Annotated in this window: 22 protein-coding genes; 12 read left to right on the top strand and 10 right to left on the bottom strand. The window is 69.9% G+C overall.

What is annotated here, in order from left to right:
• Window positions 1-27 precede the first annotated feature (27 nt).
• The 3 genes from ACO0LV_RS11800 to ACO0LV_RS11790 all read right to left on the bottom strand — a co-directional run bounded on the left by ACO0LV_RS11800 (window position 28) and on the right by ACO0LV_RS11790 (window position 4,083).
• A complete protein-coding gene (locus tag ACO0LV_RS11800) occupies window positions 28-1,569 on the bottom strand; it encodes a UDP-N-acetylglucosamine 1-carboxyvinyltransferase (protein ID WP_424788097.1) in 1,542 nt (513 codons plus the stop codon).
• Between the two features lie 98 nt (window positions 1,570-1,667).
• A complete protein-coding gene (locus tag ACO0LV_RS11795; RefSeq protein ID WP_424788214.1) occupies window positions 1,668-3,044 on the bottom strand; it encodes a PhoH family protein in 1,377 nt (458 codons plus the stop codon).
• 277 nt (window positions 3,045-3,321) lie between these two features.
• A complete protein-coding gene (locus ACO0LV_RS11790; protein ID WP_424788096.1) occupies window positions 3,322-4,083 on the bottom strand; it encodes an isoprenyl transferase in 762 nt (253 codons plus the stop codon).
• Between the two features lie 223 nt (window positions 4,084-4,306).
• On the opposite strand from ACO0LV_RS11790, the gene trhA reads away from it, so the two are divergent.
• On the top strand, window positions 4,307-4,981 hold the full coding sequence (trhA, locus tag ACO0LV_RS11785) for a PAQR family membrane homeostasis protein TrhA (RefSeq protein WP_424788095.1): 675 nt from the start codon (window positions 4,307-4,309) through the stop codon (window positions 4,979-4,981).
• 47 nt (window positions 4,982-5,028) lie between these two features.
• Here the strand turns inward: trhA and ACO0LV_RS11780 are convergent, their stop codons facing one another.
• Genes ACO0LV_RS11780 through mca form a run of 3 tightly spaced genes read right to left on the bottom strand, consistent with a single transcriptional unit; the run spans window position 5,029 to window position 7,099 of the window.
• Complete coding sequence (locus ACO0LV_RS11780) at window positions 5,029-5,856, bottom strand: nitrilase-related carbon-nitrogen hydrolase (protein WP_424788094.1); 828 nt, start codon at window positions 5,854-5,856, stop codon at window positions 5,029-5,031.
• The gene (locus ACO0LV_RS11775) at window positions 5,853-6,260 is read right to left on the bottom strand and encodes a hypothetical protein (RefSeq protein ID WP_424788093.1); all 408 of its coding nucleotides are present in this window, start codon (window positions 6,258-6,260) and stop codon (window positions 5,853-5,855) included. Before ACO0LV_RS11775 ends, ACO0LV_RS11780 begins: the two co-directional genes overlap by 4 nt.
• Window positions 6,257-7,099 (bottom strand): mycothiol conjugate amidase Mca, encoded by an 843-nt coding sequence (mca, locus tag ACO0LV_RS11770; RefSeq protein ID WP_424788213.1) that lies wholly within the window; start codon window positions 7,097-7,099, stop codon window positions 6,257-6,259. The genes ACO0LV_RS11775 and mca overlap by 4 nt, the downstream gene beginning before the upstream one ends.
• A gap of 122 nt (window positions 7,100-7,221) precedes the next feature.
• Between mca and ACO0LV_RS11765 the strand changes: the two genes are divergently transcribed.
• Window positions 7,222-7,650 (top strand): DUF4307 domain-containing protein, encoded by a 429-nt coding sequence (locus ACO0LV_RS11765; RefSeq protein ID WP_424788092.1) that lies wholly within the window; start codon window positions 7,222-7,224, stop codon window positions 7,648-7,650.
• Window positions 7,651-7,834: 184 nt separating this feature from the next.
• Window positions 7,835-8,314 carry a transcription elongation factor GreA gene (gene greA, locus ACO0LV_RS11760; protein WP_424788091.1) on the top strand — a complete coding sequence of 160 codons (480 nt, stop codon included), beginning with the start codon at window positions 7,835-7,837 and terminating at the stop codon, window positions 8,312-8,314.
• An 85-nt stretch (window positions 8,315-8,399) separates the two neighbouring features.
• Here the strand turns inward: greA and ilvA are convergent, their stop codons facing one another.
• Window positions 8,400-9,629, bottom strand: a complete 1,230-nt coding sequence (gene ilvA / locus ACO0LV_RS11755) for a threonine ammonia-lyase (protein WP_424788090.1) — start codon at window positions 9,627-9,629, stop codon at window positions 8,400-8,402.
• Entirely contained in the window at window positions 9,626-10,999 is a 1,374-nt protein-coding gene (locus tag ACO0LV_RS11750) for an AI-2E family transporter (RefSeq protein WP_424788089.1), read from the bottom strand. Before ACO0LV_RS11750 ends, ilvA begins: the two co-directional genes overlap by 4 nt.
• A gap of 178 nt (window positions 11,000-11,177) precedes the next feature.
• Between ACO0LV_RS11750 and msrA the strand changes: the two genes are divergently transcribed.
• From msrA to ACO0LV_RS11705, 9 genes are all read left to right on the top strand, one after another.
• A complete protein-coding gene (gene msrA / locus ACO0LV_RS11745) occupies window positions 11,178-11,855 on the top strand; it encodes a peptide-methionine (S)-S-oxide reductase MsrA (protein WP_424788212.1) in 678 nt (225 codons plus the stop codon).
• Between the two features lie 30 nt (window positions 11,856-11,885).
• On the top strand, window positions 11,886-12,314 hold the full coding sequence (locus tag ACO0LV_RS11740) for a DoxX family membrane protein (RefSeq protein ID WP_424788088.1): 429 nt from the start codon (window positions 11,886-11,888) through the stop codon (window positions 12,312-12,314).
• A 244-nt stretch (window positions 12,315-12,558) separates the two neighbouring features.
• Window positions 12,559-13,773: a glycosyltransferase family protein gene (locus tag ACO0LV_RS11735; RefSeq protein ID WP_424788087.1), complete on the top strand. Its 1,215-nt coding sequence runs from the start codon at window positions 12,559-12,561 to the stop codon at window positions 13,771-13,773.
• Between the two features lie 4 nt (window positions 13,774-13,777).
• A complete protein-coding gene (locus ACO0LV_RS11730) occupies window positions 13,778-15,055 on the top strand; it encodes a glycosyltransferase family 4 protein (protein WP_424788086.1) in 1,278 nt (425 codons plus the stop codon).
• Window positions 15,052-16,299, top strand: a complete 1,248-nt coding sequence (locus ACO0LV_RS11725) for a glycosyltransferase family 4 protein (protein WP_424788085.1) — start codon at window positions 15,052-15,054, stop codon at window positions 16,297-16,299. The genes ACO0LV_RS11730 and ACO0LV_RS11725 overlap by 4 nt, the downstream gene beginning before the upstream one ends.
• Window positions 16,296-18,179: an ABC transporter ATP-binding protein gene (locus ACO0LV_RS11720; protein WP_424788084.1), complete on the top strand. Its 1,884-nt coding sequence runs from the start codon at window positions 16,296-16,298 to the stop codon at window positions 18,177-18,179. Before ACO0LV_RS11725 ends, ACO0LV_RS11720 begins: the two co-directional genes overlap by 4 nt.
• Window positions 18,169-19,431 (top strand): hypothetical protein, encoded by a 1,263-nt coding sequence (locus tag ACO0LV_RS11715; protein WP_424788083.1) that lies wholly within the window; start codon window positions 18,169-18,171, stop codon window positions 19,429-19,431. The genes ACO0LV_RS11720 and ACO0LV_RS11715 overlap by 11 nt, the downstream gene beginning before the upstream one ends.
• A complete protein-coding gene (locus tag ACO0LV_RS11710; protein ID WP_424788082.1) occupies window positions 19,428-20,534 on the top strand; it encodes an aminoglycoside phosphotransferase family protein in 1,107 nt (368 codons plus the stop codon). The genes ACO0LV_RS11715 and ACO0LV_RS11710 overlap by 4 nt, the downstream gene beginning before the upstream one ends.
• Before the next feature lie 37 nt (window positions 20,535-20,571).
• Window positions 20,572-21,168, top strand: a complete 597-nt coding sequence (locus tag ACO0LV_RS11705) for a Dps family protein (protein WP_424788081.1) — start codon at window positions 20,572-20,574, stop codon at window positions 21,166-21,168.
• 61 nt (window positions 21,169-21,229) lie between these two features.
• Here the strand turns inward: ACO0LV_RS11705 and ACO0LV_RS11700 are convergent, their stop codons facing one another.
• Together ACO0LV_RS11700 and ACO0LV_RS11695 are read right to left on the bottom strand one after the other, a co-directional pair.
• Window positions 21,230-21,634: an FKBP-type peptidyl-prolyl cis-trans isomerase gene (locus tag ACO0LV_RS11700; protein ID WP_424788080.1), complete on the bottom strand. Its 405-nt coding sequence runs from the start codon at window positions 21,632-21,634 to the stop codon at window positions 21,230-21,232.
• 83 nt (window positions 21,635-21,717) lie between these two features.
• A complete protein-coding gene (locus ACO0LV_RS11695) occupies window positions 21,718-22,716 on the bottom strand; it encodes an acetylxylan esterase (protein ID WP_424788079.1) in 999 nt (332 codons plus the stop codon).
• Between the last annotated feature and the right edge of the window lie 23 nt (window positions 22,717-22,739).

Below are 22,739 nucleotides of genomic sequence, written 5' to 3'. Positions count from 1 at the left end.
ACACGCCCGCGCCTTCGGCGCAGGTACTCAGTCGCGGAACGTCTCGATCTGGGCGCCGAGTTCAATCAGCCGCTCCTGCAACTGCTCGTAGCCGCGGGCGATGATGTCCACACCGCGCAGCACCGAGGTGCCCTTGGCCGCCAGCATCGCCAGCAGGATCACCACCGCCGGACGCAGGGCCGGCGGACAGGTCACCTCCGCGCCGGAGAACCGGGTAGGACCGGTGATGTCCAACCGGTGCGGGTCCAGCAGCCGCACGTCAGCACCGAGCCTGGTCAGGTCCGTCAAGTGCAGGGCGCGGTTGTCGTAGACCCAGTCGTGGATCATCGTGGTGCCCGAGGCGGTCGCGGCGATCACCGCGAAGAAGGGCAGGTTGTCGATGTTCAGGCCGGGGAAGGGCATCGGGTGGATCTTGTCGATCGGGGCCTTCAACTCGCTCGGCTGCACCGTCACGTCCACCAGCCGGGTGCGCCCGTTCGCGGCCGGGTACTCCTCCGAGAGCGTGTAGCGCAGACCCATCTCCGAGAGTGTGGCCAGTTCGATCTCCATGAACTCGATCGGCACCCGCGCCACGGTGATCTCCGAGTTCGTCACGATGCCTGCGGTGAGCAGGCTCATCGCCTCCACCGGGTCCTCACCCGGGGCGTAGTCGACGTCGGCGTCGATGTCGGCCAGGCCGTGCACCCGTAGGGTGGTGGTACCGATCCCGTCGATCCGCACCCCGAGCAGCTCGAGGTAGAAGCACAGGTCCTGGACCATGTAGTTCGGGCTGGCGTTGCGGATCGTGGTCACTCCCGGGTGCCGGGCGGCAGCCATGATGGCGTTCTCGGTGACCGTGTCACCGCGCTCGGTCAGCACCACCTTGATGTCGGTCGGCCGCTCCGGATTCACCGTGGCCTGGTAGGCGCCGGAGGTGGCCAGCACGTCCAGGCCGAAGGGCCGCAGGGCGATCATGTGTGGCTCCACCGTGCGCGTACCCAGGTTGCAGCCCCCGGCGTAGGGCAACTCGAACGCCGCTTCCCTGTTCAGCAACGGCCCCAGGAACATGATGATGCTGCGGGTTCGACGGGCTGCCTCGGTGTCGATGTTCGCCAGATCCAACTCGGCCGGCGGAACGAGTTCGAGGTCCTTTCCGTCGGCGGACCAGGTGGCCTGCACCCCGATGGAGCGCAGCACCGCCACGATCCGGTCCACCTCCACGATCCGGGCGACTCCGCGCAGGGTGGTCCGGCCACGGTTGAGCAGTGCGGCGCACAGGAGGGCTACTGCGCCGTTCTTGGAGGACTTCACCGTGATGGTCCCGGAGAGCTTCTGCTCTCCCGTCACCCGCAGGTGGGAGGCGCGGGGCCGGCCGAGGTGGAGCAGATCCGCCTCCAGGGCCTGGTTGATCCGGCCCAGCAGCTCCACGGTCAGGTTCTGCCCGCCGTTCTCGATCCGGGCCACCGCGCTCTGGCTGGTACCGAGCAACTCGGCCAACTGGGTCTGGGTGAGGCCCTTGTTCTGCCGGGCCCCGCGGATCAGGGCACCGATCTCGGGCACCGTGGTCTGGGTCTGCTCAATCGTGGTCATTCGGGCACGATATCTCGCATATGAGATACTCGCTCGCGATAGTGGCCAGGATCACGCCCGAAGGGCGGACGCGGAATTCACTTTCCGCATCCGTCAGTTCACATCCCCGGCCCCTCGAGCAACTCGGTGACCAGCGCCGCCACCGCAGAGCGTTCGGAACGGGTCAACGTCACGTGTCCGAACAGCGGGTGGCCCTTGAGTGACTCGATCACCGAGGCGATGCCGTCGTGGCGTCCCACGCGCAGGTTGTCGCGCTGGGCCACATCGTGGGTGAGCACCACCCGAGAGCTCTGCCCGATCCGGGAGAGCACGGTCAGGAGCACGTTGCGCTCCAGTGACTGCGCCTCGTCGACGATCACGAACGCATCGTGCAGGGACCGGCCACGGATGTGGGTCAGGGGCAGTACCTCGAGCATGCCGCGGTCCATCACCTCTTCGACCACCTCGGTCGAGACCACCGCCCCCAGGGTGTCGAACACCGCCTGGGCCCAGGGGTTCATCTTCTCCGCCTCGCTACCGGGCAGGTAGCCCAGCTCCTGGCCGCCGACGGCGTACAACGGCCGGAACACCACCACCTTGCGGTGCTCCTGGCGCTCCAGCACCGCCTCCAGGCCCGCGCACAGTGCCAGGGCGGACTTGCCGGTGCCGGCCCGCCCACCCAGGGAGACGATGCCTACCTCGGAGTCGAGCAGGAGGTCGATGGCGATGCGCTGTTCGGCGCTGCGCCCGTGCATCCCGAAGATATCCCGGTCTCCGCGCACCAGTGTGATCTGTTTGTCCGCCGTGACCCGGCCCAGCGCCGAACCGCGCGGGGAGTGCAGGACCAGCCCGGTGTTGCACGGCAGGTCACGCACGGTCTCCCCGGCCACCAGGTCGGCGATGACCAGGCGCTCACTGGCCCACAACTCCCCCATCTCCTCCTCGCTGAGTCCCGCTTCGGAGATCCCGCGCCACCCCGAGTCCAGGGCGAGCTGGGCCCGGTACTCCTCTGCCCGCAGCCCCACCGATGAGGCCTTGACCCGCATCGGCAGGTCCTTGGAGACGATCGTGACGTGGCGCCCCTCGGCGTCGAGGTTGGCGGCCACGGACAGGATACGAGTGTCGTTGTCACCCAACCGCAGACCCGAGGGCAGCACCGCCGGATCGGAGTGGTTGAGTTCTACCCGTACCGTTCCACCCTGGTCGCCCACCGGAACCGGGGAATCGAGCCGGCCGTGTTCGAGACGCAGATCGTCGAGCATCCGCAGCGCGCTGCGCGCGAAGTAGCCGAGCTCGGGGTGGTGGCGTTTGCCCTCCAACTCGGTGATCACCACTACCGGTAGCACCACCTCGTGCTCGGCGAACCGCAGGATCGCCCACGGATCGGACAGCAGCACCGAGGTGTCCAGCACATAGGTGACGACCTCGCCGTCGGCCAGGTCGGGGGCAGGGTCGGCCACGGGCAGCTCTGCCGCGCCTCCCCCCGCCTCGGACATGGATCCGATCTGGACGTCGAACTCGAGGGATTCACGGCTCACAGGTAGCTCCTCTAGCTGGACCTGCCGCGGCACACCGTCAGGTGTGGCGGTCGCGGGTGGAGGGCGGTCGGCCGATGGGGCCGAAGGCCCCTTCCCCATCCGAGCGTGAACTCCATGGGCTGGCCTTCCGATGGATGGCGAGGTTGCCATCCAGTGCTCCCACGCTACGACTTGGTGGACACCGATCCGCGTTACGGCACGCCGGGGGCCGAAACGTCATCCGGTGTTCACCAGGTCAGCGACCCAGCCGGCGCTCCCGGCGGGAGTAGGCCCGCAGCGCCCGCAGAAAGTCCACCCTGCGGAAGTCCGGCCAGAACGCCTCGCAGAAGTAGAACTCACTGTGCGCGCTCTGCCAGAGCAGGAAGCCGCCCAGGCGCTGTTCCCCCGAGGTACGGATCACCAGATCCGGATCCGGCTGACCCTTGGTGTACAGGTGCTCACCGATGTGGGCCTCGGTCAGTTCCTCGACGATCTCCTCCAGGCTGTGCCCGGCGGCCACGTGTTCCTTGAGCAGGGAGCGCACCGCGTTGGCGATCTCGTGGCGCCCCCCGTACCCGACGGCGATGTTGACCTGCATACCGTCCACGTCGGCCGTGGCGGCCTCGTTCGCGGCCAGCCGGGCCGCGATCTCCTGCGGCAGCAGGGTGAGCTCCCCGACCATGCGCAGCCGCCAGCGCCCGGTGTCGGCCAGCTCCTGCACGGCGGTGGCGATGATCTCCAACAGGTCCGAGACCTCCTGGGCCTCCCGGCGCAGGTTGTCGGTGGACAGCATCCACATGGTGACCACGGACACGCCGGCCTCGGCGCACCAGGTGAGCAGGTCATGGATGCGTTGAGCCCCGGCGCGATGTCCGTGGGCTGCGTCCAGGCCGACCGCCCGCGCCCAACGACGGTTGCCGTCCAGCATCACCCCCACGTGCTTGGGCACCTGGGCCGACTGCAGATCCCGGGAGAGTTTGCGCTCATACAGTCCGTACAGCAGGGCCGGAGGTCGCATGCGGATGCGGTTCTCCTCTCGGTTACCGGTACGGGCGGGACGCGATGCGGGTGCGTGCGGAGGCGGCCACCTGGCACGGGGCGCACCACACGCTGGCTATACGCTACTCGCTCGCATCTCCGTTGAAGGCTACGTTCGCGTAACCTACGATGGCGTAGGTAAGGCGAGTGGGGCTGCGCCCCTCGGCCTGGACCACCGCCCCCAGACTCCCCGGACGTGCCACATGACCGCCCCCTCCACCGGCGACACCGTTGCCCAGGCCCTCGCCAAGCCGCTGCTGCGTGGGTGGATCCATACCGTGATGGCACCGCTGGCTGCGGTGATCGGAATCGTGCTGCTGGTCCTGGCCCCGACGCCGGGTGCGCGCGCGGCGGTGGCAGTGTTCGCGGTGACCACCGTGGTGCTGTTCACCACCAGCGCGATCTACCACCGGGGCACCTGGTCCCCGCGCCGGTTCGCCACCCTCCGCCGGCTGGACCACTCCAACATCTTCCTGGTCATCGCCGGCACCTACACCCCGCTGGCCGTGATGCTGCTCCCGGTCCGCACCGCCACCGTCCTGCTCGCGGTGGTCTGGGGAGGTGCCCTCGCCGGGATCGGTGCCCGGGTGTTCTGGCTGAACGCGCCGCGCTGGTTCTACGTGCCGGTCTACGTGGCGCTGGGCTGGGTGGCGGTGTGGTTCATGCCCGCGTTCTGGTCCGCCTCCAACGCGGCCGTGGTGTGGTTGATCATCGCCGGTGGCCTCGGGTACACCCTGGGCGCACTGGCCTACGGGTTCAAGCGGCCCAATCCCAGCCCGCGCTACTTCGGCTATCACGAGATCTTCCACGTGGGCACCGTGGTCGGCTACACCTGTCACGCCGTGGCCGTCGGGGCGGCGGTGCTGCTGGCCCGCTGACGCCGCAGAAGGCCTGCTGACGGCGCACCGACGGTCCGCTGAGGCGGCTAGCCGACCCGGCCACCGGCGCCGTCGACCGGCACCACGCGGTACCGGCGATGGCCAAGGCTCGGCACCTGAGCCCGGGTGGCGCGCACCACCTCCGGGTCGAGTGCGGCGCGCAGGGTGCGTGCCTCATCGCTCCCTGCCTGGGAGAGCACCACCCCGCGCGGATCGACGATGGCACTGTGCCCGGACCGGCCGGGCCCGGGCTGGGAGGAGATCAGCACGTAACTGCCGTTCTCGATCGCCCGAGCACGCGCCAGGGTCAGGAGTAGTTCGGCCTTGCCCTCCCCGGCCGCCCACGCGGCTCCGATGGCGAACACGTTCGCACCGGCGTCGGCCAACACCCGGAAGGTCTCGGGGAACCGGATGTCATAACAGGTGGCCACACCCACGCGCAGTGCACCGACGTCGAGCACCAGCGCGTGCTCGGCGCCGGCCGGCCCCGGGGTCAAGGTGTCGGACTCCCGGATTCCGTAAGCATCGAACAGGTGCACCTTGCGGTAGCGCCCCAGGTCCTGCCCGTCCGGTCCGATGGCCAGCGCGACGTTTGCGCAGCGGGCCGACTCGCCGTCGTCGGGCTCCATCGTGCCCAGCACCACGGTGCGTCCGGACTCCCTGGCCGCCCGCCGGACGGCCTCGGTGAATGGCCCCCGAGCGGGCTGGGCCAGCTCCGGGCGCAGGTGCTTGGCCCAGCCGCTGGTGTACTCGGGCAGGACCACCAACTGCGCGCGGCCGGCATCCCGGATCGCCTCGGCGGCGGCGCGGGCATTCTCGTGCACATCCTCATCCGCCTGCAGTTGCACCACCGCGACGTCGAGTGGGCTGGTCACGGTCTCGCCTCCGATCCCCCGTCGGCGGGGGTGTCGGCCGGGGGGGACGTCGCCGGCGCCCCTGGTGATGCGTCGTCGTCACCTCCGGGCCGCCGGTCCCCAGGATCAGGGCTGTCGGCGCCGACGTCACCGACGCTCGCTGCACCGGCTCCGGCGGGCCCGGGGCGCTGTTGCGCGGCCGCGGCGCGGCGTTGTGCGTTGCGGTACTCCGAGCGGCGCACCTGACGCGTCAGGGACCATCCCAGCGCGATCACCGCGAGCGCCAGCGCGAGGAAGGCCAGGAACGCCGCCATCCCCGGGGCCACCAGATTCGGATCGGATCCCCGGGCCAGCTGATCGGCCACCGGGTGCACGCCGCCGGTATCGTCGTGGATCAGCACGGCGGCCCTCGAGCGCACGTTCACGCCCGCACCCCGGCGAACAGGTCGTCCTCGGGAATGTCTGTGGGCACCCGGGAGTGGGCGAGTTCGAACTCCTCGGTCGGCCACGCCTCTCGCTCCACGTCGCGGGGGACGGCGAAGAAGAACCCGTCGGGGTCGATCTGGGTGGCGTGGGCCAACAGCGCCCGGTCTCGGTGGCCGAAGAAGTCCGCGCAGGGCACCTGCGTGGTGACCTCCCGGCTCGGCCGGTCCTCCCAGCGCTTCAGCCAGTCCCCGAACGGCGATTCCATCCCCCGCTCGATCAGTTCCTCGTGCACGGTGAGGATCCGCTCCTTGTGGAAGCCCACGTCGTAGTAGATCTTCGAGACCTCCCACGGCTCCCCGGCGTCGGGGAACTGCTCGCCATCGCCGGCCGCCTCATAAGCCGCCATCGAGATCTTGTGGGTCATCACATGGTCGGGATGGGGGTAGCCACCATTCTCGTTGTAGGTGGTCATCACGTGCGGGCGGAACCGGCGCACCACCTCGACCAGCGCCTCGGTCGCCACCTCCACCGGGGTGAGCGCGAAGGAGCCCTCCGGCAGGTCCGGCAGCGGATCACCCTCGGGCAGGCCCGAGTCGACGAAACCGAGCCAGTGCTGATCCACGCCGAGGACCTGCGCTGCGGCGGCCATCTCCCGGCGGCGCGTGCCCGGGAGGTCGGCGAGCACGGTCTCATCGTTCTCCAGGCGGGGGTTGAGGATGGAACCACGCTCCCCGCCGGTGCAGGTCACCACGAGCACCTGCACCCCTTCGGATGCGTAGCGGGCCATGGTGGCAGCCCCCTTACTCGACTCATCGTCGGGATGAGCATGTACGGCCATCAGCCGCAGGTCCTGGCTGACCACGGACCAACCTCCTGGCTAGGTGTGGGGTGAGAGAAGTGCGAGACTGTCGCGCACAGGCATACCGGTCTGTGCTACCGACCAGTGTAAGGATGACAGCAGTGCAGGGTGCATCGGCGCCGCAGGCCCCGGCCGACCGCAGGCTGGCCGAACGGTACGGCCCGGTGCGCGATGCTCGGCGCGGCCGGCGGACCATGTGGATCCTAGCCGTGACCGTCGCGGTGCTGGCGGGCGCTTTCGGCCTGTGGGTGGCCACCGACCGACTGGCCCCGTCGGTGAGCACCCAGGAGATCTCCTTCTTCGTGGCCCCCGACCAGGCCTCGGTAGAGGTGCTGTTCGAGATCACCATGCCCCCGGGTGAGCAGGCCGACTGCACGATCGAGGCCCTCGACGCCAACTTCGGCCAGGTCGGCCTGCTCGATACTCGCCTGGGCCCGTTCCAGGACCGGGTGAACCAGGTCAGGGTACCCGTGGCCACCAGCGCGGCCCCGGTAACCGGCATCGTGCGCTCATGTGAATTGGTGAATTGACCCCTCCGGCACCGTTGCTTCGCGAGAATTCGCGCAGATCTTGCTAGAATGGGGCACTTGCACCGCCCGGAGCGGACCGCATCGAGCCTCCGGGTGAGTCAGAACCTCATGGACGACCAGAGGTTCCCTGCGTTCAGCACCGGGCCCTATTCATTCATGCTCCATTTCATGCCGAGGAGGGAACGTGTCCGAAACCACGTGGCTCACACGGGACAGTTATGACCGGCTCAAGGCCGAGTACGACCACCTGGTGAGTAAGGGACGCGCCGAAATCGCCGACCGGATCGACGCCGCCCGCGATGAGGGTGACCTCAAGGAGAACGGCGGTTACCACGCTGCTCGGGAGGAGCAGGCCAAGCAGGAGGCGCGGATCCGCCAGTTGGAGGAGTTGCTGCGCAACGCCCACGTCGGGGAGACACCAGCTGACGACGGCGTGGTGGAACCGGGCATGGTGGTCACCGCCGACGTGGGTGGGGACGAGATGACGTTCCTGCTCGGTTCGCGCGAAGGTGCCGTCGACACCGACCTGGATGTCTACTCGGCGGGCTCACCGCTGGGCTCGGCGATCTCGGGCAAGCAGGTCGGTGACTCGGTGGAGTACCAGGCACCCAACGGAGCGACCATCGAGGTCAAGATCTCCGCCGCCAAGCCCTACAAGGGCTGACGACGACGCCGTGCCCGCCGGCAGGTCACCGCACCTGCTCGGCGGGCACCCCAGTTCTCCGGGTGGTCACCGCTGACCCATCCGCTCACGCGGTGGGAGCCTCCATCGAACCCCACAGCACCCGGTAGTGGTCCTCTCCGGCCAGTGCCCGCAGGACTGAGTCGCAGTGCTCGGCACCGTTGGTCTCGCACTCGACCGCGATGTCCACCTCGTCGACGGCCAGGTCGGCCGCGGTGCGCACGTGCCCGACGTTAAGGACGTTGGCGTCCAGGTCGGCCAGGTGGGCCAGCAACCGGGCGAGGTTGCCGGGGGTGTCCTTCACCCGGACCTGTACCTGCAGGTACCGGCCGGCCGCCACCATGCCGTGTCGCAGCACCCGCATCAGCACCAGCGGGTCGATGTTGCCCCCGGACAGGATCGCCACCACCGGTCCGGCATAAGCCCCGGGACGGTGCATCAACGCGGCGATACCGGCGGCCCCGGAGGGCTCCACCACCAACTTGGCCCGTTCGGTCAGCATCAGCAGGGCCCGGGAGATCTCCTCCTCGGTCACGGTCTCCACCCGGGCCACCGATTCCTGCACGATCTCCAGGGGCACCTGCCCGGGAGTGGCCACCGCGATCCCATCGGCCATCGTGTGCATCGCCTCCAGCGGTATCGGGCTCCCGGCGCTCAACGACGCCGGGTAGGCAGCCGCGCCCTCCGCCTGCACACCGACCACCTCCACCGGCCGCCCCAGGACCGTGCGCAGTCCGGCGCCGACCCCGGCCAGCAGCCCCCCGCCCCCGGTGGGCACGAGCACGGTGGCCACCTCCGGCGTCTGCTCGGCGATTTCCAGGGCGATCGAGGCCTGTCCCGTGACGATGTCGGGATGGTCGAAGGGATGGACCACCACCTTCCCGGTGCGCTCGGCCTCCGCTCGTGCCTCGACGAGAGCCTCATCGACGCTGGAGCCGGCCCGGCGGATCTCGGCCCCGTACCCGGCGGTGGCCGCCACCTTGGGAAGTGCGGCGTCGACCGGCATGTACACGGTGGCCGAGATCCCCAGCATCCTCGCCGCCAGCGCCACGCCCTGGGCGTGGTTGCCGGCGGATGCGGCGATCACGCCGGCGGCCTTCTCCGCCGGGCTGAGCCGGGACATCCGCGTGTACGCACCACGGATCTTGAACGAACCACCGCGCTGCAGATTCTCGCACTTCAGGTGCACCGGGACACCCGCCACCTGGCTCAACGCCCGCGAGTACTCCATCGGGGTGCGCTGGGCCACCCCCTCCAATTCCCGGGCGGCGGCCCGGATCGTCTCGAGCGTGATCAAGAAGTGCGGACCTTTCCTCGCTGTCGGAAATCACGCTGCATCTGCAGCGTGGCCCGCTCCAGGTCACGTTGGTCCTCCGCGGGCGCGTTGTCATGTCCGTGCAGGTACAGCATCACCGAATTGGTGGCCGCGATGATCGGCACGGCGAGCAGTGCTCCGATGATCCCGCCCAGGACGGTACCTGCGGTCACCGCGAGCAGCACCGCCACCGGGTGCAACTTCAAAGCGCGTCCCATCAGGAACGGCTGCAGCACGTTCCCTTCGACCTGTTGCACACCCAGCACGATCGCCAGCATGATCACCGAGGTCCAGAATCCGCCATCCACAAGCGCCACCAACACCGCGATCGCACCGGTCAACACGGCACCAACGATCGGGATGAACGAACCCAGGAACACCAGGACTCCGAGCGGCAGGGCCAGCGGCACCCCGAGAATCCAGGCCCCCACACCGATGCCGACACCGTCGATGAAGGCCACCAGGATCTGCATCCGGGAGTACTGTCCCAGGCTCAGCCAGCCCCGCAACGCCGCACCGTCGATCTGAGCGCGCCCCGCCTGCGGCAGGAGTCCCACCACCCAGGTCCAGATGGTGCGCCCATCCCGCAGGAAGAAGAACAGGCAGAACAGGGCGATCAGCATCCCAGCGAATATCTGGCCCACCGTGGTGGTCACGCTGATCGCTCCGGTCACGATCTCCTGGACATTATCCTGAACCTGCTCCAGCGCCTCATCGAGGTACTCCTCGAGTTGGTCCGGGCTGATGTTCAGTGGCCCCTCGCTGAGCCAGTCGACGAAGGCGTACAGCCCCTGGACCGCCTGGTCGGCCAGATCGGCGATACCGGAGCTGACCGCGCGCCCGGCAAGGGTGAGCAACGTGCCGACCGCACCGAAACTGACGAGCATGGTCAGCGCCACGGCCAGCGTCCGGGGCACCCCGTGCCCGCTCAGCCAGCGCACCACCGGCATCATCAACGCGGCCAGCAGCACCGCCACCAGCACCGGGATGACCACCAGGCTCAACTGCATCAGGGCCCACACCAGGGCCCCACCGACGATCGCGATGATGGCGAGGCGCCACGCCCAGGCCGCCGCACCGCGCACCGCGGGCGTCACATAAGCCGAAGCCGAGACCACCCGCGAGGATGCCTGCGCAGTCGCGGCATCCCCCAACCTCTGGGGCGTCCCCTCCGGCGCTGTGAGGTCCTCATCGGCCTCGGCCCGGGCCCTGGCTGAGATCTGCTCCGGCTCCGCTTCGGGATCCGACGCCGGATCGGCGGAGGCCGGGGATGCCGCTGACCGATCGTCATCGTCGCGACCCCCATCGGACGTGAAGCGGTCGATGAACCGCTGCCCAGCTCCTCGCGCCATCGCCTCTCCAGCCTCTCGTCTGTGGCTCAGCGTACGGCCCGCACACACTGAGCGCATGGCCCCGCATCGGGAACACTACGACCAATCCTGGTGTTGCGCAGATATACCCGCCGTGTTTCGGTGGTTCCGTCAGCGTGAGGAGTCGTACGTGATCTTTGGTAGCCGCCGGCCAACCCAGATGGTGATGCCCGAGCAGGCCCTGCCCGGGCGGACGGCGCCGGCCTACCCGGTCCCCACCAACCACGACGTGCTCGGCTCCCCGCTGATCGGACCCTGGCCGGAGGGTGCGCGCTCGGTGTACCTGGCGATGGGGTGCTTCTGGGGCGCCGAACGCATCTTCTGGCGCCTGCCCGGGGTGATCAGCACCGCAGCCGGTTACCAGGGCGGTTACACCCCCTACCCGACCTACGAGGAGGTGTGCACCGGCCTGACCGGCCACACCGAGGCCGTCCAGGTGGTCTACGACCCCGAACGGATCGGCCTGGAGGAGATCCTCAAAGCCTTCTGGGAGAACCACGACCCCACTCAGGGGCACCGTCAGGGCAATGACGTGGGCACCCAGTACCGCTCGGCGATCTACTGGACCGACGAGGCCGACGAGGCGCTGGTCCGCGCCTCCCGGGAGGCCTTCAACACCGTGGTGAGCGAGCACGGGCTCGGCGACATCACCACCGAGTTGCGTCCGGCCTCGCAGGCTGGGATGTTCTACTACGCCGAGGCCTTCCACCAGCAGTACCTGGAGAAGAACCCGGGCGGGTACTGCAACCACGGGCCCAACGGCATGAGTTGCCCGGTCGGTGTGCTGCGCCAGGACGAGGTGCCGGCCCAGCAACACGTGGCACCGCCCTCGGCCTGACCCTGCCCCCGCGACCAACAGGAGGATCACATGTCGAAGTCACGAGCGCTGACCACCTGGCCGCTACGGATCGCCACCGGTGCGTTCATCATCAACTCCGGTATGGAGAAGTTGGGCGCCGACGCCGAGACCGCGGCGCAGACCCACGGCTTCGCGAGCGCCGCCTACCCGTTCCTGGCCGATGTGCCGGCGGAGGAGTTCAACAAGGCCCTGGCCATCGCCGAGACCGTGATCGGCGCCGCGCTGCTCATCCCGGGCGTACCGGCGCGCGTGGCCGGCACCGGGTTGACCGCGTTCGCGGCCGGCCTGGTGGGCCTGTACCTGCGCGCACCCGGTCTGCGCCAGGAGGGCAGCCTGCGCCCGACTCCGGACGGGATCGCCATCGCCAAGGACGCTTGGCTCCTGGGTGCCGGTCTGAGCCTCATCGCTTTCGACCGGTACCGGCGCAAGCACCGCTGACACTCCGCAGCGTGCTCCCAGCGTGGGCCACGCGGGCTCCCCGGGTGGGCTGAGCCCGAGCGCCGCGGTGCCCGCCGGCGGCGCCCCCCCTCTGCCCTCCCTCTGGCACCCCGATCGGGACGGGTATCGCCTCACGCGCCACTGCTCAGATGAGAGCCCTCTCATCGGCTGCTCATCTGGTTCTCCGAATCGCTGGCGAAGGTAGTGCCCATTCGCACTGACCGACCCACGATCGAAGGATCCGATGAACCTGTATCGCCGCCGGGGTGCGCGCGCCCTGCACTCACCCGCGACCGCCGGATCCGAGCGTCCCCGGATCGCCCTGTACTCACACGACGCACAGGGGTTGGGACACGTCCGGCGCAATCTGGCGATCGCCAGGGCCATGCACAGCCTGGATGCCGAGGTGCTGCTGCTCACCGGGGCACCTGAAGCCACCGGAAACCGGCACATCCCGGGAATCGACATCGTCTCGATGCCGGCGCTGGCCAAGTGCGAGGAGGGCCACTACCGGGCCCGCACCCTGGGCCTGGGTGTGGAGGACATGGTCCGGATCCGCTCCGAGGTGCTCCGCGCCGCCGTCTCCTCCTTCGCGCCCGACCTGCTGATCGTGGACAAGCACCCTCGCGGGTTCCACGGGGAGATGGAACGCGCCCTGACCGCCGCCCGGCGAGCCGGCACCAAGGTGGTGCTCGGCCTGCGCGACGTGCTGGATGAGCCGCGGGTGGTGCGCGACGAATGGCGCCGGGACCGTGCCAACACAGCCCTGCGCGCCTTCTACGACGAAGTGTGGCTGTACGGCGACCCACAGGTGTACGACGCCTCGGCCGACCTCGACCTGCCCATCCCGGTGCGGGCCACCGGCTACCTGGCTACCGGCCGGGTACCGAGCCCGGAGCGGGTACGCCGGCCCCGCTCGCTGGATCCGCGACCCTTCGTGCTCGGCGTCCTCGGAGGTGGCAGCGATGGTGGCCACCTGGCCCGCACCTTCGCCGAGGCCACCTACCCGCACGGGCACCAGGGTGTTCTCATCACCGGGCCGAACCTGCCCGACGCCGACCGTCGCGCCGTCCGCAAACTCGCTGCCGAACGCGATGACCTGGTGGTGCACACCTTCCGGGACGACCTGGAGCACTGGTACGGATCCGCGCGCGCGGTGGTGGCGATGGGCGGCTACAACACCGTGTGCGAGGTGCTCGCCGCCGGCAGGTCGATGCTGGTGGTGCCCCGGGTACGCCCCCGGAAGGAGCAACTGGTGCGAGCCGAAGCGCTCTCCCAGCGCGGAGCCCTGGAGACGTGCCACCCCGACCGCTTGGACCCGGCCGCACTGAACACCTGGTTCGACACCCTGAACGGTCCACCTGTCCCCGCCAACCCGATCGACCTGGGCGGTCTGGGCCGGATCCCCGGACTGGCTGCCCGGCTCCTCGACCGCACGGAGGTCGCCCACAGTGCGTGACTCGATGACCCGACCCAGCCCGCCGGCCTTGACCGGAACCGACCCCGACGCCACGTCGTCCACCCCCGGGCCACGTGTGGGATACGTGCTGAAGATGTACCCCCGGTTCTCCGAGACGTTCATCGTCACCGAGATCCTGGCCCGGGAGGCCGCGGGGGCGGATCTGGAGATCTTCTCCCTGCGTGCCCCGACGGACCCCCACTTCCACGGCGCGCTATCCCTCGTCCAGGCACCGGTGCGCTACATCCCGCGGGTCCGCCGCGCCGAGGAACTGTGGCAGCGGCTGCGCCGGGCCGAGGAGATGCTGGGCGGGCTGCCCCCCGAGACCACCGAACTCCTGCTGAGCGCCGACGCCGAGGACGCGGCGCAGGCCCTGGACGTGGCCGTGCAGGCCCACCAGCGTGGCATCACCCACCTGCACGCCCACTTCGCCTCCGTGGCCACGACCGTGGCTCGCTTGGCCGCGCGGCTGGCCGGGATCACCTACTCCTTCACCACCCATGCCAAGGACCTGTTCCACTCTGCGGTGGACAACGACGACGTGCGCGCGAAGGCCGCCGACGCCCACCACGTGGTGACGATCTCGAGGTACAACGTGGGCCACCTGCTCGGGCTCGGTGTCCCCGATGACCAGGTGCACCTGGTGTACAACGGCCTGGACCTGCAGACCTTCCGGGCCCTACCCCGCCAGAACAACGGCACCGGGACCATCCGGATCGTCGCCGTCGGACGTCTGATCGAGAAAAAGGGGTTCGAGGACCTCATCGACGCCTGCCACCTGCTGCACGCAGCCGGACGGTCGGTGCGATGCGACATCGTCGGCAGCGGTGAACGCGCCGATGCCCTGGCCGGGCGGATTTCCGCACTGGGCCTGGAGGGTGTGGTGAACCTGCGTGGCCCACTCCCCCAGGAACAGGTCCGCCAGGTGGTCGCCGGTGGGGACGTACTGGCCGCACCGTGCGTGGTGGGCTCGGACGGCAACACCGACGGGCTGCCCACCGTGGTCCTGGAAGCGATGGCGCTGGGCACCCCGTGCGTGACCACCGACGTCACCGGCCTGGTCGAGGTGATCGACCACGAACGCACCGGGCTGCTGGTGCCCCAGCACGACCCGGCCTCCCTCGCCTGGGCGCTGGAGCGCCTGAGCACCGACACCGATCTTGCCGACCGGGTGCGTGCGCAGGCCCGGGCCTTGATCGAGAGCACGTTCGACTCACGCCGCCAGGCCCGGGCGCTGGCCGCCCTGGACCCCCAGCCGGCTCGTGCGGGGGTGGGAGCATGAGCGCCCAGTCAGCATTGGTCGCCGAGTTGACCGGGCGGTGCGAGGGCCGGCGGATCGCCTACGTGTGCGCCGACCCCGGGATCGGGGTGTTCGGCACCAAGGGTGCCTCGGTGCACGTCCAGGCCGTGGTGCGCACGCTGCGCCGCGCCGGTGCCCACGTGGAGGTCTTCGCCGTCAAGACCGGTGGCCCGGCACCGGCGGACCTGGCCGACCTGCCCGTGCACCTGCTGCCCATCGGCTCGGGTGGACGCGCCGGCACCGACCGCGAGCGCCGGCTGATCGGCGCCGATTCCGCCACCGCCGCCGTCCTCGAGAACGCCGGTAGGTTCGACGCCTACTACGAGCGGTACTCCCTGTTCTCCGCCGGGGGCGCCCGGTGGGCCAAGGCCCGCGGTATCCCGGTGATCGTGGAGGTCAACGCCCCGTTGATCGATGAGCACCACCAGCAGCGCGGCCTGGTCCACCGGGAGGCCGCCGAGCAGACCTTCACCGACCTGATGGGTGCCGCCGACCTGGCGGTGTGCGTCTCCGACCCGGTGCGCGCCTGGGTGCAGGACCGTGCCCCGCACACCCACGCCGTCGTGGTGCCCAACGGTGCCGACATCCACCGGGTACGCCCCCGCCATACCGAGGACCGGACGGTGCCCTCGGTGCCCACCGTGGGATTCGTCGGCACCCTCAAACCCTGGCACGGAGTGGAGGTGCTCGTGGACGCAGTCGCACCGTTGCTGCGCCCCGGCCATCTACCCGGGCTGCCCCACGGCGCCCGGTTGCTGATCGTGGGGGATGGTCCCCTGGCCGAGCGGATCGACACGCGCGTGGCCCGACTGGGCATCGCCGACCGGGTCGAGCGCACCGGCTCGGTCGATCCGGCCCGGGTTCCCGCCCTTCTGGCTCGGATGGACATCGGCACCGCGCCCTACCCCGCTGACGCCGGTGACTACTTCTCCCCGCTGAAGGTACTGGAATACCTCGCCGCCGGCCTGCCGGTGGTCGCCAGTCATGTCGGACAACTACCCACCATGGTCGACCATGCCCGCACCGGGCTCCTGGTCCCACCCTCGGACGTGCCGGCCCTTCGCGCCGCCCTGGCCGCCTTGTTGGTGGACCCGGACGAGCGCCGCCGGATCGGTCTGGCCGCACGTGCCGACGCCGAGAGCAGGCACAGTTGGGAGCACACCATGGCGCACACCCTGCGGGCCCTCCCGACAGTGTTGGAGAACAGGAGTGTGCCGGCCGCATGAGTAACCCCGACCCCCGCAAGGCCAAGACCCCCACCGCTCAGATGGGCGCGGCGATGCCGGGTCTGCGCCGCACCCTGACCCACGTGGCCCCGCACGTGCGCCCACATCGGCGCCTGGTGATCATCGGCATGATCGCACTGTTCGCCGAGGTGGCCTTCCGGCTCGCGGAACCATGGCCGCTGAAGTTCGTGCTGGACGCCATCATCGCGACCGCCTCACCGGACCTGGTCGCCGACGCTGCCGGCGAGGACAACCTGATGGCCGTGGTGATCGTGGCCGGGCTTGCGGTGGTGGCGGTAGCGGCCCTGCGAGCCGGCGCGGCGTACCTGCGCACGGTGTGCTTCGCCCTGGCTGGGAACCGGGCGATGACCGGTGTGCGCGGGCACCTGTACGAGCACCTGCAACGACTGTCACTGACCTACCACCGCTCGAACCGGTCCGGTGACATGCTGAACCGGCTGATCGCCGACGTCGGTCGCGTCCGGGACGTGGCCGTCACCGCGGCTCTTCCCCTCCTGGGCAACATCGTGACCCTGTTCGCGATGCTCGGGGTGATGCTGTGGATGGACTGGCAGTTGGCGCTGGTCTCCATCGGCGCGCTGATCGCGTTCTCGCTCGGCTCCTCCCGCCAGGGACCCCGGATCACCGGCGCAGCCCGCAAGCAGCGCAGCCGCGAGGGGGACCTGGCCGGATCCGCCAATGAGACCCTCGGGGCGATGCAGGTGGTGCAGGCCTACGGCCTGGAGGACCTGCTGTCCAAACAGTTCGCCGCCTCGAACTCCCGCGCCATGAAGGACGGGGTGAAGGCCACCCGGATGTCGGCAGCGCTGGAACGCGGCACCGACGTGCTGGTGGGGATCGCTTCGGGCCTGGTGTTGTTCCTCGGCGCCCGCCAAGTGCTTGCCGGAACGTTGACCCCGGGTGAACTGACCGTGTTCATCTCCTACCTCAAGGCCTCCTTCAAGCCGATGCGCGACCTGGCCAAGTACACCGGCCGGATCGCCAAGGCCGCCGCCTCTGGCGAGCGGATCTCCGACCTGCTCGATGAGGCCCCGGACATCACCGACTCCTCCTGGGCCCGGCCGCTGCACCGGCTGCACGGCTACGTCAGTCTGCAGGGCGTGTCAACCAGTTACGGTGACGGCCGGCTGGCCCTGCGTGACGTGGATCTGACCGTCCAGGCCGGCCAACGCATCGGGGTGCTGGGCCCTTCCGGAGGCGGGAAGTCGACCCTGGTCTCACTGCTGCCCCGGTTGCAGGACCCGGTGGCCGGCGAGGTACGCCTGGACGGACACGACATGCGTGATCTGACCCTGGAATCGGTTCGGGAAAACGTGGCGATCGTGCTGCAGGACAGCGTCCTGTTCGCCACCAGTGTCGCCGAGAACATCGGGTACGGGCGACCGGACGCCGACCGTGAGGAGATCATCGCCGCCGCCACCGCGGCCGGGGCACACGATTTCATCACCGCCCTGCCACAGGGATACGACACCGTGGTGGGCGAGCGCGGCGGCACCCTCTCCGGCGGGCAGCGGCAGCGGATCGCGGTGGCCCGGGCGATGCTGCGCGACGCCCCGATCGTGGTGCTGGACGAGGCCACCACCGGTCTTGACCCCAGGACTGCTGCCGGGGTGCGCGAAGCGTTGCGCCGGCTCAGCCGCGGTCGCACCACCTTCATCATCACCCACGACCCGCAGGACGTGTCCGACTGCGACCTGGTGCTGTGGGTCAGCAACGGACGCATCACCGACCGGGGCAGCCCGGAGGAGATCCGGGCCCGCCACGGACACCAGGTCCCGGACCGGCGCCCCGGAACCGGCTCGTCCGCTCCGGCCCACGCGCTGGCCGGAGCAGGAAGGCAGGGCCCCGATGCCCACTGAGATCCTCAGCACCGACGACGCCCACCTGCTGGACGCCGACCCGGACCTGCCGGGGCTGGCGGTCCTGCTGGACGATGCCGTGCTGGCCGAGTTCCTGCGCCGGCGCAATCCGGCGGTGCACAGTGCCCACGCCCAGTACCTGCGGTACAAGCCCGGCACGGCGCTGGTGGCTGCGGTGCACCTGCGCACCGCAGACGGCGACCGCCTCGCCCTGGCGCAAGCGGTCACCCGTGCCGGGCGTCCGAAACTGGACAAACTCGCCCGCAGCGCGAAAGACCGGCGCACGTGGTGCCATCTGGACGACAGCCTCTTCCTGGCTGTCGCCGACGCCGGTGCCGACCGGCACCTGCCCGGACTGCACCGGGAACTGTCCCGCGCCGGCACCCGCACCGTGCGGTACAAGCCGGCGCGGCGCTGGGTGGGCCGGCGCACCTGCCGGTCCGGGCCGGAACTGATCAAGGTGTTCGACGCCGACCAGGGCGTCCACGGAGCGGTCGTAGCGCGCACGTTGGCCACCCTGGGGATTCCCGGTCCGATCCTGCTCACCGAGCGATCACACCGGCGCACCTTGACCTTCGCCTGGACCGAGGGCACCACCCTTGAGCGCCAGCAGGAACCCGACCTGACCACTGCCGGTGCGCTCCTGGCACGGCTGCACCAGGTGGACTGGCCCCATCCGGACCGCCCGGGCCGGCCCTGGCACAGTGATCTGGGGATGGACAGCACCGGTTTGGCCGACCTGGCCCGCGTCGTACCCGGATTGCGCGAACCGGCGCGCCACGCTGCCCGGACCATCGCCCGGGCGGGTGAACTCATCCATACCGGGTTCCCTGCTGCGGACACCTTGGTGACCAGCCACGGCGACTTCTCCGCCGACCAGATGTTGGCCGAACCGGACGGCACAATACGGCTCCTGGACCTGGACTCGGTGGTGCGCGCCCCGCGCGAGTACGACCTGGGTGAGTTCCTTGGCGAGCACCTGGCCCGCACCTGCAGCACCGATCCGAGCCCAGCCGCTACCGAAGAGACGATCCGGGCCGGGCTCACCCAGCACGCGGCGCTGGTGAGCGGCTACGAGCACTACAGCGGCACCAGCCCCGATCCAGCCAGGGTGCTGGCGCTGGCGTCGTGCGCGGTGCTGAAGCGAGCCGCTGAGCCCTTCCGGTGGCGCCAGCCGCACTGGCTCCACGCGACCCGGGCGCGGGTGGAGTTGGCAGCGGTCCTGGCCGAACGAGCCAGGAGTCTGGGGTGAGCGCGCGGCCACCGGCCTTGGTCGGGGACTGGCCCGTCGTGCGTGGCTGGCCACGCTCCCTCGGCCACGCCCTGCTGGAACTGGACACCCCCGCCGGGCGGCGCGGCGCGGAGTGGTGGTCCGACGTCCGTCACGCACATGAGGCGGCCGAGAAGGTTCCCTCGGCCCAGGTGGTCGGCGGCGTGCTTGTGCACCCGCGCCACCGCGACGCAAGACTTCCCCGTTTCGCCGAGCGGCTGGCCGCCGGTGAGCAAGTCGTGGTGCACCGACCCGGCCGCCGGGCGGTGCTACGCGGAACGGGACCGCACGCCCCTTTCACCAAGGTGACCCGTCGCCGTCGGGCCCTGGACGCCATCCAGCGGCACAGATCCGTGGCCTCGGCGGTTGGCTCCCACGTGCGCACCGCTCCGGTGCTGGACCACGGTGAGGACTGGATGAGTCTGGGTCCGCTCGCGGGCCGGAGCCTGCTGGAAATGGGGCAGGACGGTCAGGTCAGCGAGCCCGAACTGGCCGGGGCCTGGCACATGCTCGGGCGCGCGCTGCAACACCTGCACAGCGTGACCCCCGATCAGGCCCCGGAGTTGCGTGCCCGGCACGACGCCGCCGATGAGGTGGCCACCACCCACAAGTGGCTGGACCCGGTCCTGGCCTGGGGCCTGCTGCCGACCACCGAGGAAGCGCGGATCGAGGAGTTGCTCCACCCACTGGTTCATCAGGGCGGGAGCAGCGGGGACTCCTCGAGGCGTGCCGCGCTGCTGCACCGTGACCTGCACGACCAGCAGGTGCTGATCGCGGACGGCCAGGACCATCCCGCTTTGTTAGACCTGGACACCGCCGCCTGGGGTGAACCGGCACTGGATGTGGCCAACGTCCTGGCCCACCTGGACCTGCGGGTCCGACAGGACCTGCTCACCGAGTGGCGCGCGGGCGCGGCCCGGGAGGCGTTCCTGGGCGCCCTGGCACCCGATGCCGCCACCCGCTCCCGGGTGGAGGCCTACCGCACCGCCGCCAGACTGCGGCTCAGTGCCGTCTACGCGCTGCGGCCCCGGTGGCGTCCGTTGGCCCTGGCGCTGTTCGAGGAAGTGCTCACCGAGAACCGCTGACCTCGCACGGAACCACGGTGCGTCGTATCGTCGGGATATGACTACCCACGAGGACAACCCGATCACCGCACGCCCCGGCACCGGCTCCTACACGGTGCCCGGACTGACCCTGGAGGACGGCACCAAGGTAGCCGAGTTGCTCCAGGACCGGCTGAACGCGCTGAACGACCTGGCCCTGACCCTCAAGCACGTGCACTGGAACGTGGTGGGCCCGCATTTCATCGCCGTGCACGAGATGCTCGACCCCCAGGTGGAGGAGGTGCGCGCCTGGGTCGACGAGACCGCCGAGCGGATCGCCACCCTGGGCACATCCCCGTTGGGAACGCCCGGAGAGATCGTGAAGAACCGCTCCTGGAGCGACTACAGCCTGGAACGTGCCACCACGAACGAGCACCTCGGTGCGCTGAACGTCGTCTATGACGGGCTGATCGCCGAGCACCGCAACGCCCAGCGCGCGGTCGCCGACGTCGACCCGGTCACCGAGGACATGTTGATCGGCCAGATCAAGGGACTGGAACTGTTCCAGTGGTTCATCCGGGCGCACCTACAGAACACCCAGGGCGAACTGGCCACCGCGGGCACCCGCTCGGAGGACACCGCCGCCCAGCGCGCAGCGGACGCTGCCGGGGAGTAGCACCAGGACGCACGAGGGCCCCGCCGTTCCCAGCGGGGCCCTCCTCGTGTGCTGTGGTTTCTCAGCCGGCGTTCTTGATGTCCACCACGAACACGAGAGTGTCATCGCCACCGATGCCGGCGCGCGGGTTGCCGCCGGGCCCGTAACCCTCATGCGGGGGGATGGAGATCAGCACACGGGACCCGATCTGCTGGCCCACCAATCCGTTGTCCCAACCGGCGATGACCTGGCCGATGCCGATACCGAACTGGATCGAGGAGCCCCGGTCGTAGGAGTTGTCGAAGATCCGTCCACCCCAGACCTGGCCGAGGTAGTCCACGTCGATGGTCTGGCCGGCATCGACCACCCCGCCGTCACCGCGGCTGAGCACCGCGACGGTCAGATCTGCCGGTGGGGCGGCGTCGGGGAAGGTGATCTCCGGCTTGTCGCCGAAGGATCCGGAGGCTGTGGGCAGTGCGTTGGTCATCGCTCCTCATTTCGCTGCGATCAGCATTGGGGTCAACCGTCCCGGCCACGATAGACACATCGGCGCCGGAGTGCCGTCGGTGCTCATCGACCGAACAACTCGGCCAGCCAGGCCAGGTCCCTGGCCTCCTGGTGCCCGCCACCGCCCTCGTGGTTGTTGTACTCCCACACCTCGATCTGCTTGCGCACCGGTTCGGATCCACCCTCATCCGCTGCGGTGCCGTAGGCGTTGTAGGAGGCGAAGACCGTGGAGGGCGGGCAGATCGTGTCCATCATCGCCACCGAGTACATCACCGGAGCGTGGGCGCGCTTGGCCAGGTTCACTCCGTCGATGTAGGAGATGGTCCGCCACAACTGCTCGACCCGGTCGCGGTGCACGGCGAGGTAGTCGGCGATCTCCACGAACGGGGCGGCACCGGTGATCTCCACCGCCCGGCGGATGTGCTGCAGGAACGGCACGTGGACCAGCGCCCCGGCCAGTCCAGGCGTGAGGGCGGCAGCCGCCAGCGCGATCGCCCCGCCCTGGCTGATCCCGGCCACCACCACGCGGTCCGGATCGACCCCGGGAAGGGTCCTGCCGGCCTCGACCGCGCGGACGGCGTCGGTGAACAGACGCCGGTAGTAGTACTCGGCCGGGTCGTGCACACCCCGGGTGAGGAAGCCCGGCTTCGAGGGTGTGGTCCCCACCGGGTCCGGGGTGTGCCCGCCCGAATTGCGGTGGCCCTGCCCGCGGCTGTCCATCACCAGGTGGGCGTACCCCGCACTGGGGTAGAGGGTGTGCTCGTGCGGTAGCCCCCGGCCACCGCTATAGCCGAGGAAGCTGACCACCAGCGGCAGGTCCGCCGCTACCCCGGCCGGGCGGGAGTACCACGCCCTGATCGGGTGCCCGCCGAAACCCGCGAATGTCACGTCGCTTACCTGAACGTGGCGCAGGCCGGCCTCGACGTCCTGATGGCGAACCTCCAACGCGTGGCCGCGGGCCTGGGCGAGGGTCTGGGCCCAGAAGTCGTCGAAGTCATCCGGCTCGGCCACCGCGGGGCGGTACTGGCGAAGTTCGGTCAGTGGGAGATCGAAGAGTGGCATGAGCAGCGATCGTAGCGGGCCAC

Source organism: Pseudactinotalea sp. Z1739, from assembly GCF_049725055.1.
GTDB lineage: Bacteria > Actinomycetota > Actinomycetes > Actinomycetales > Beutenbergiaceae > CALKWS01.
Note: the sequence above shows the minus strand (reverse complement) of the source record. Positions and strands in the feature narration are given on the sequence as shown.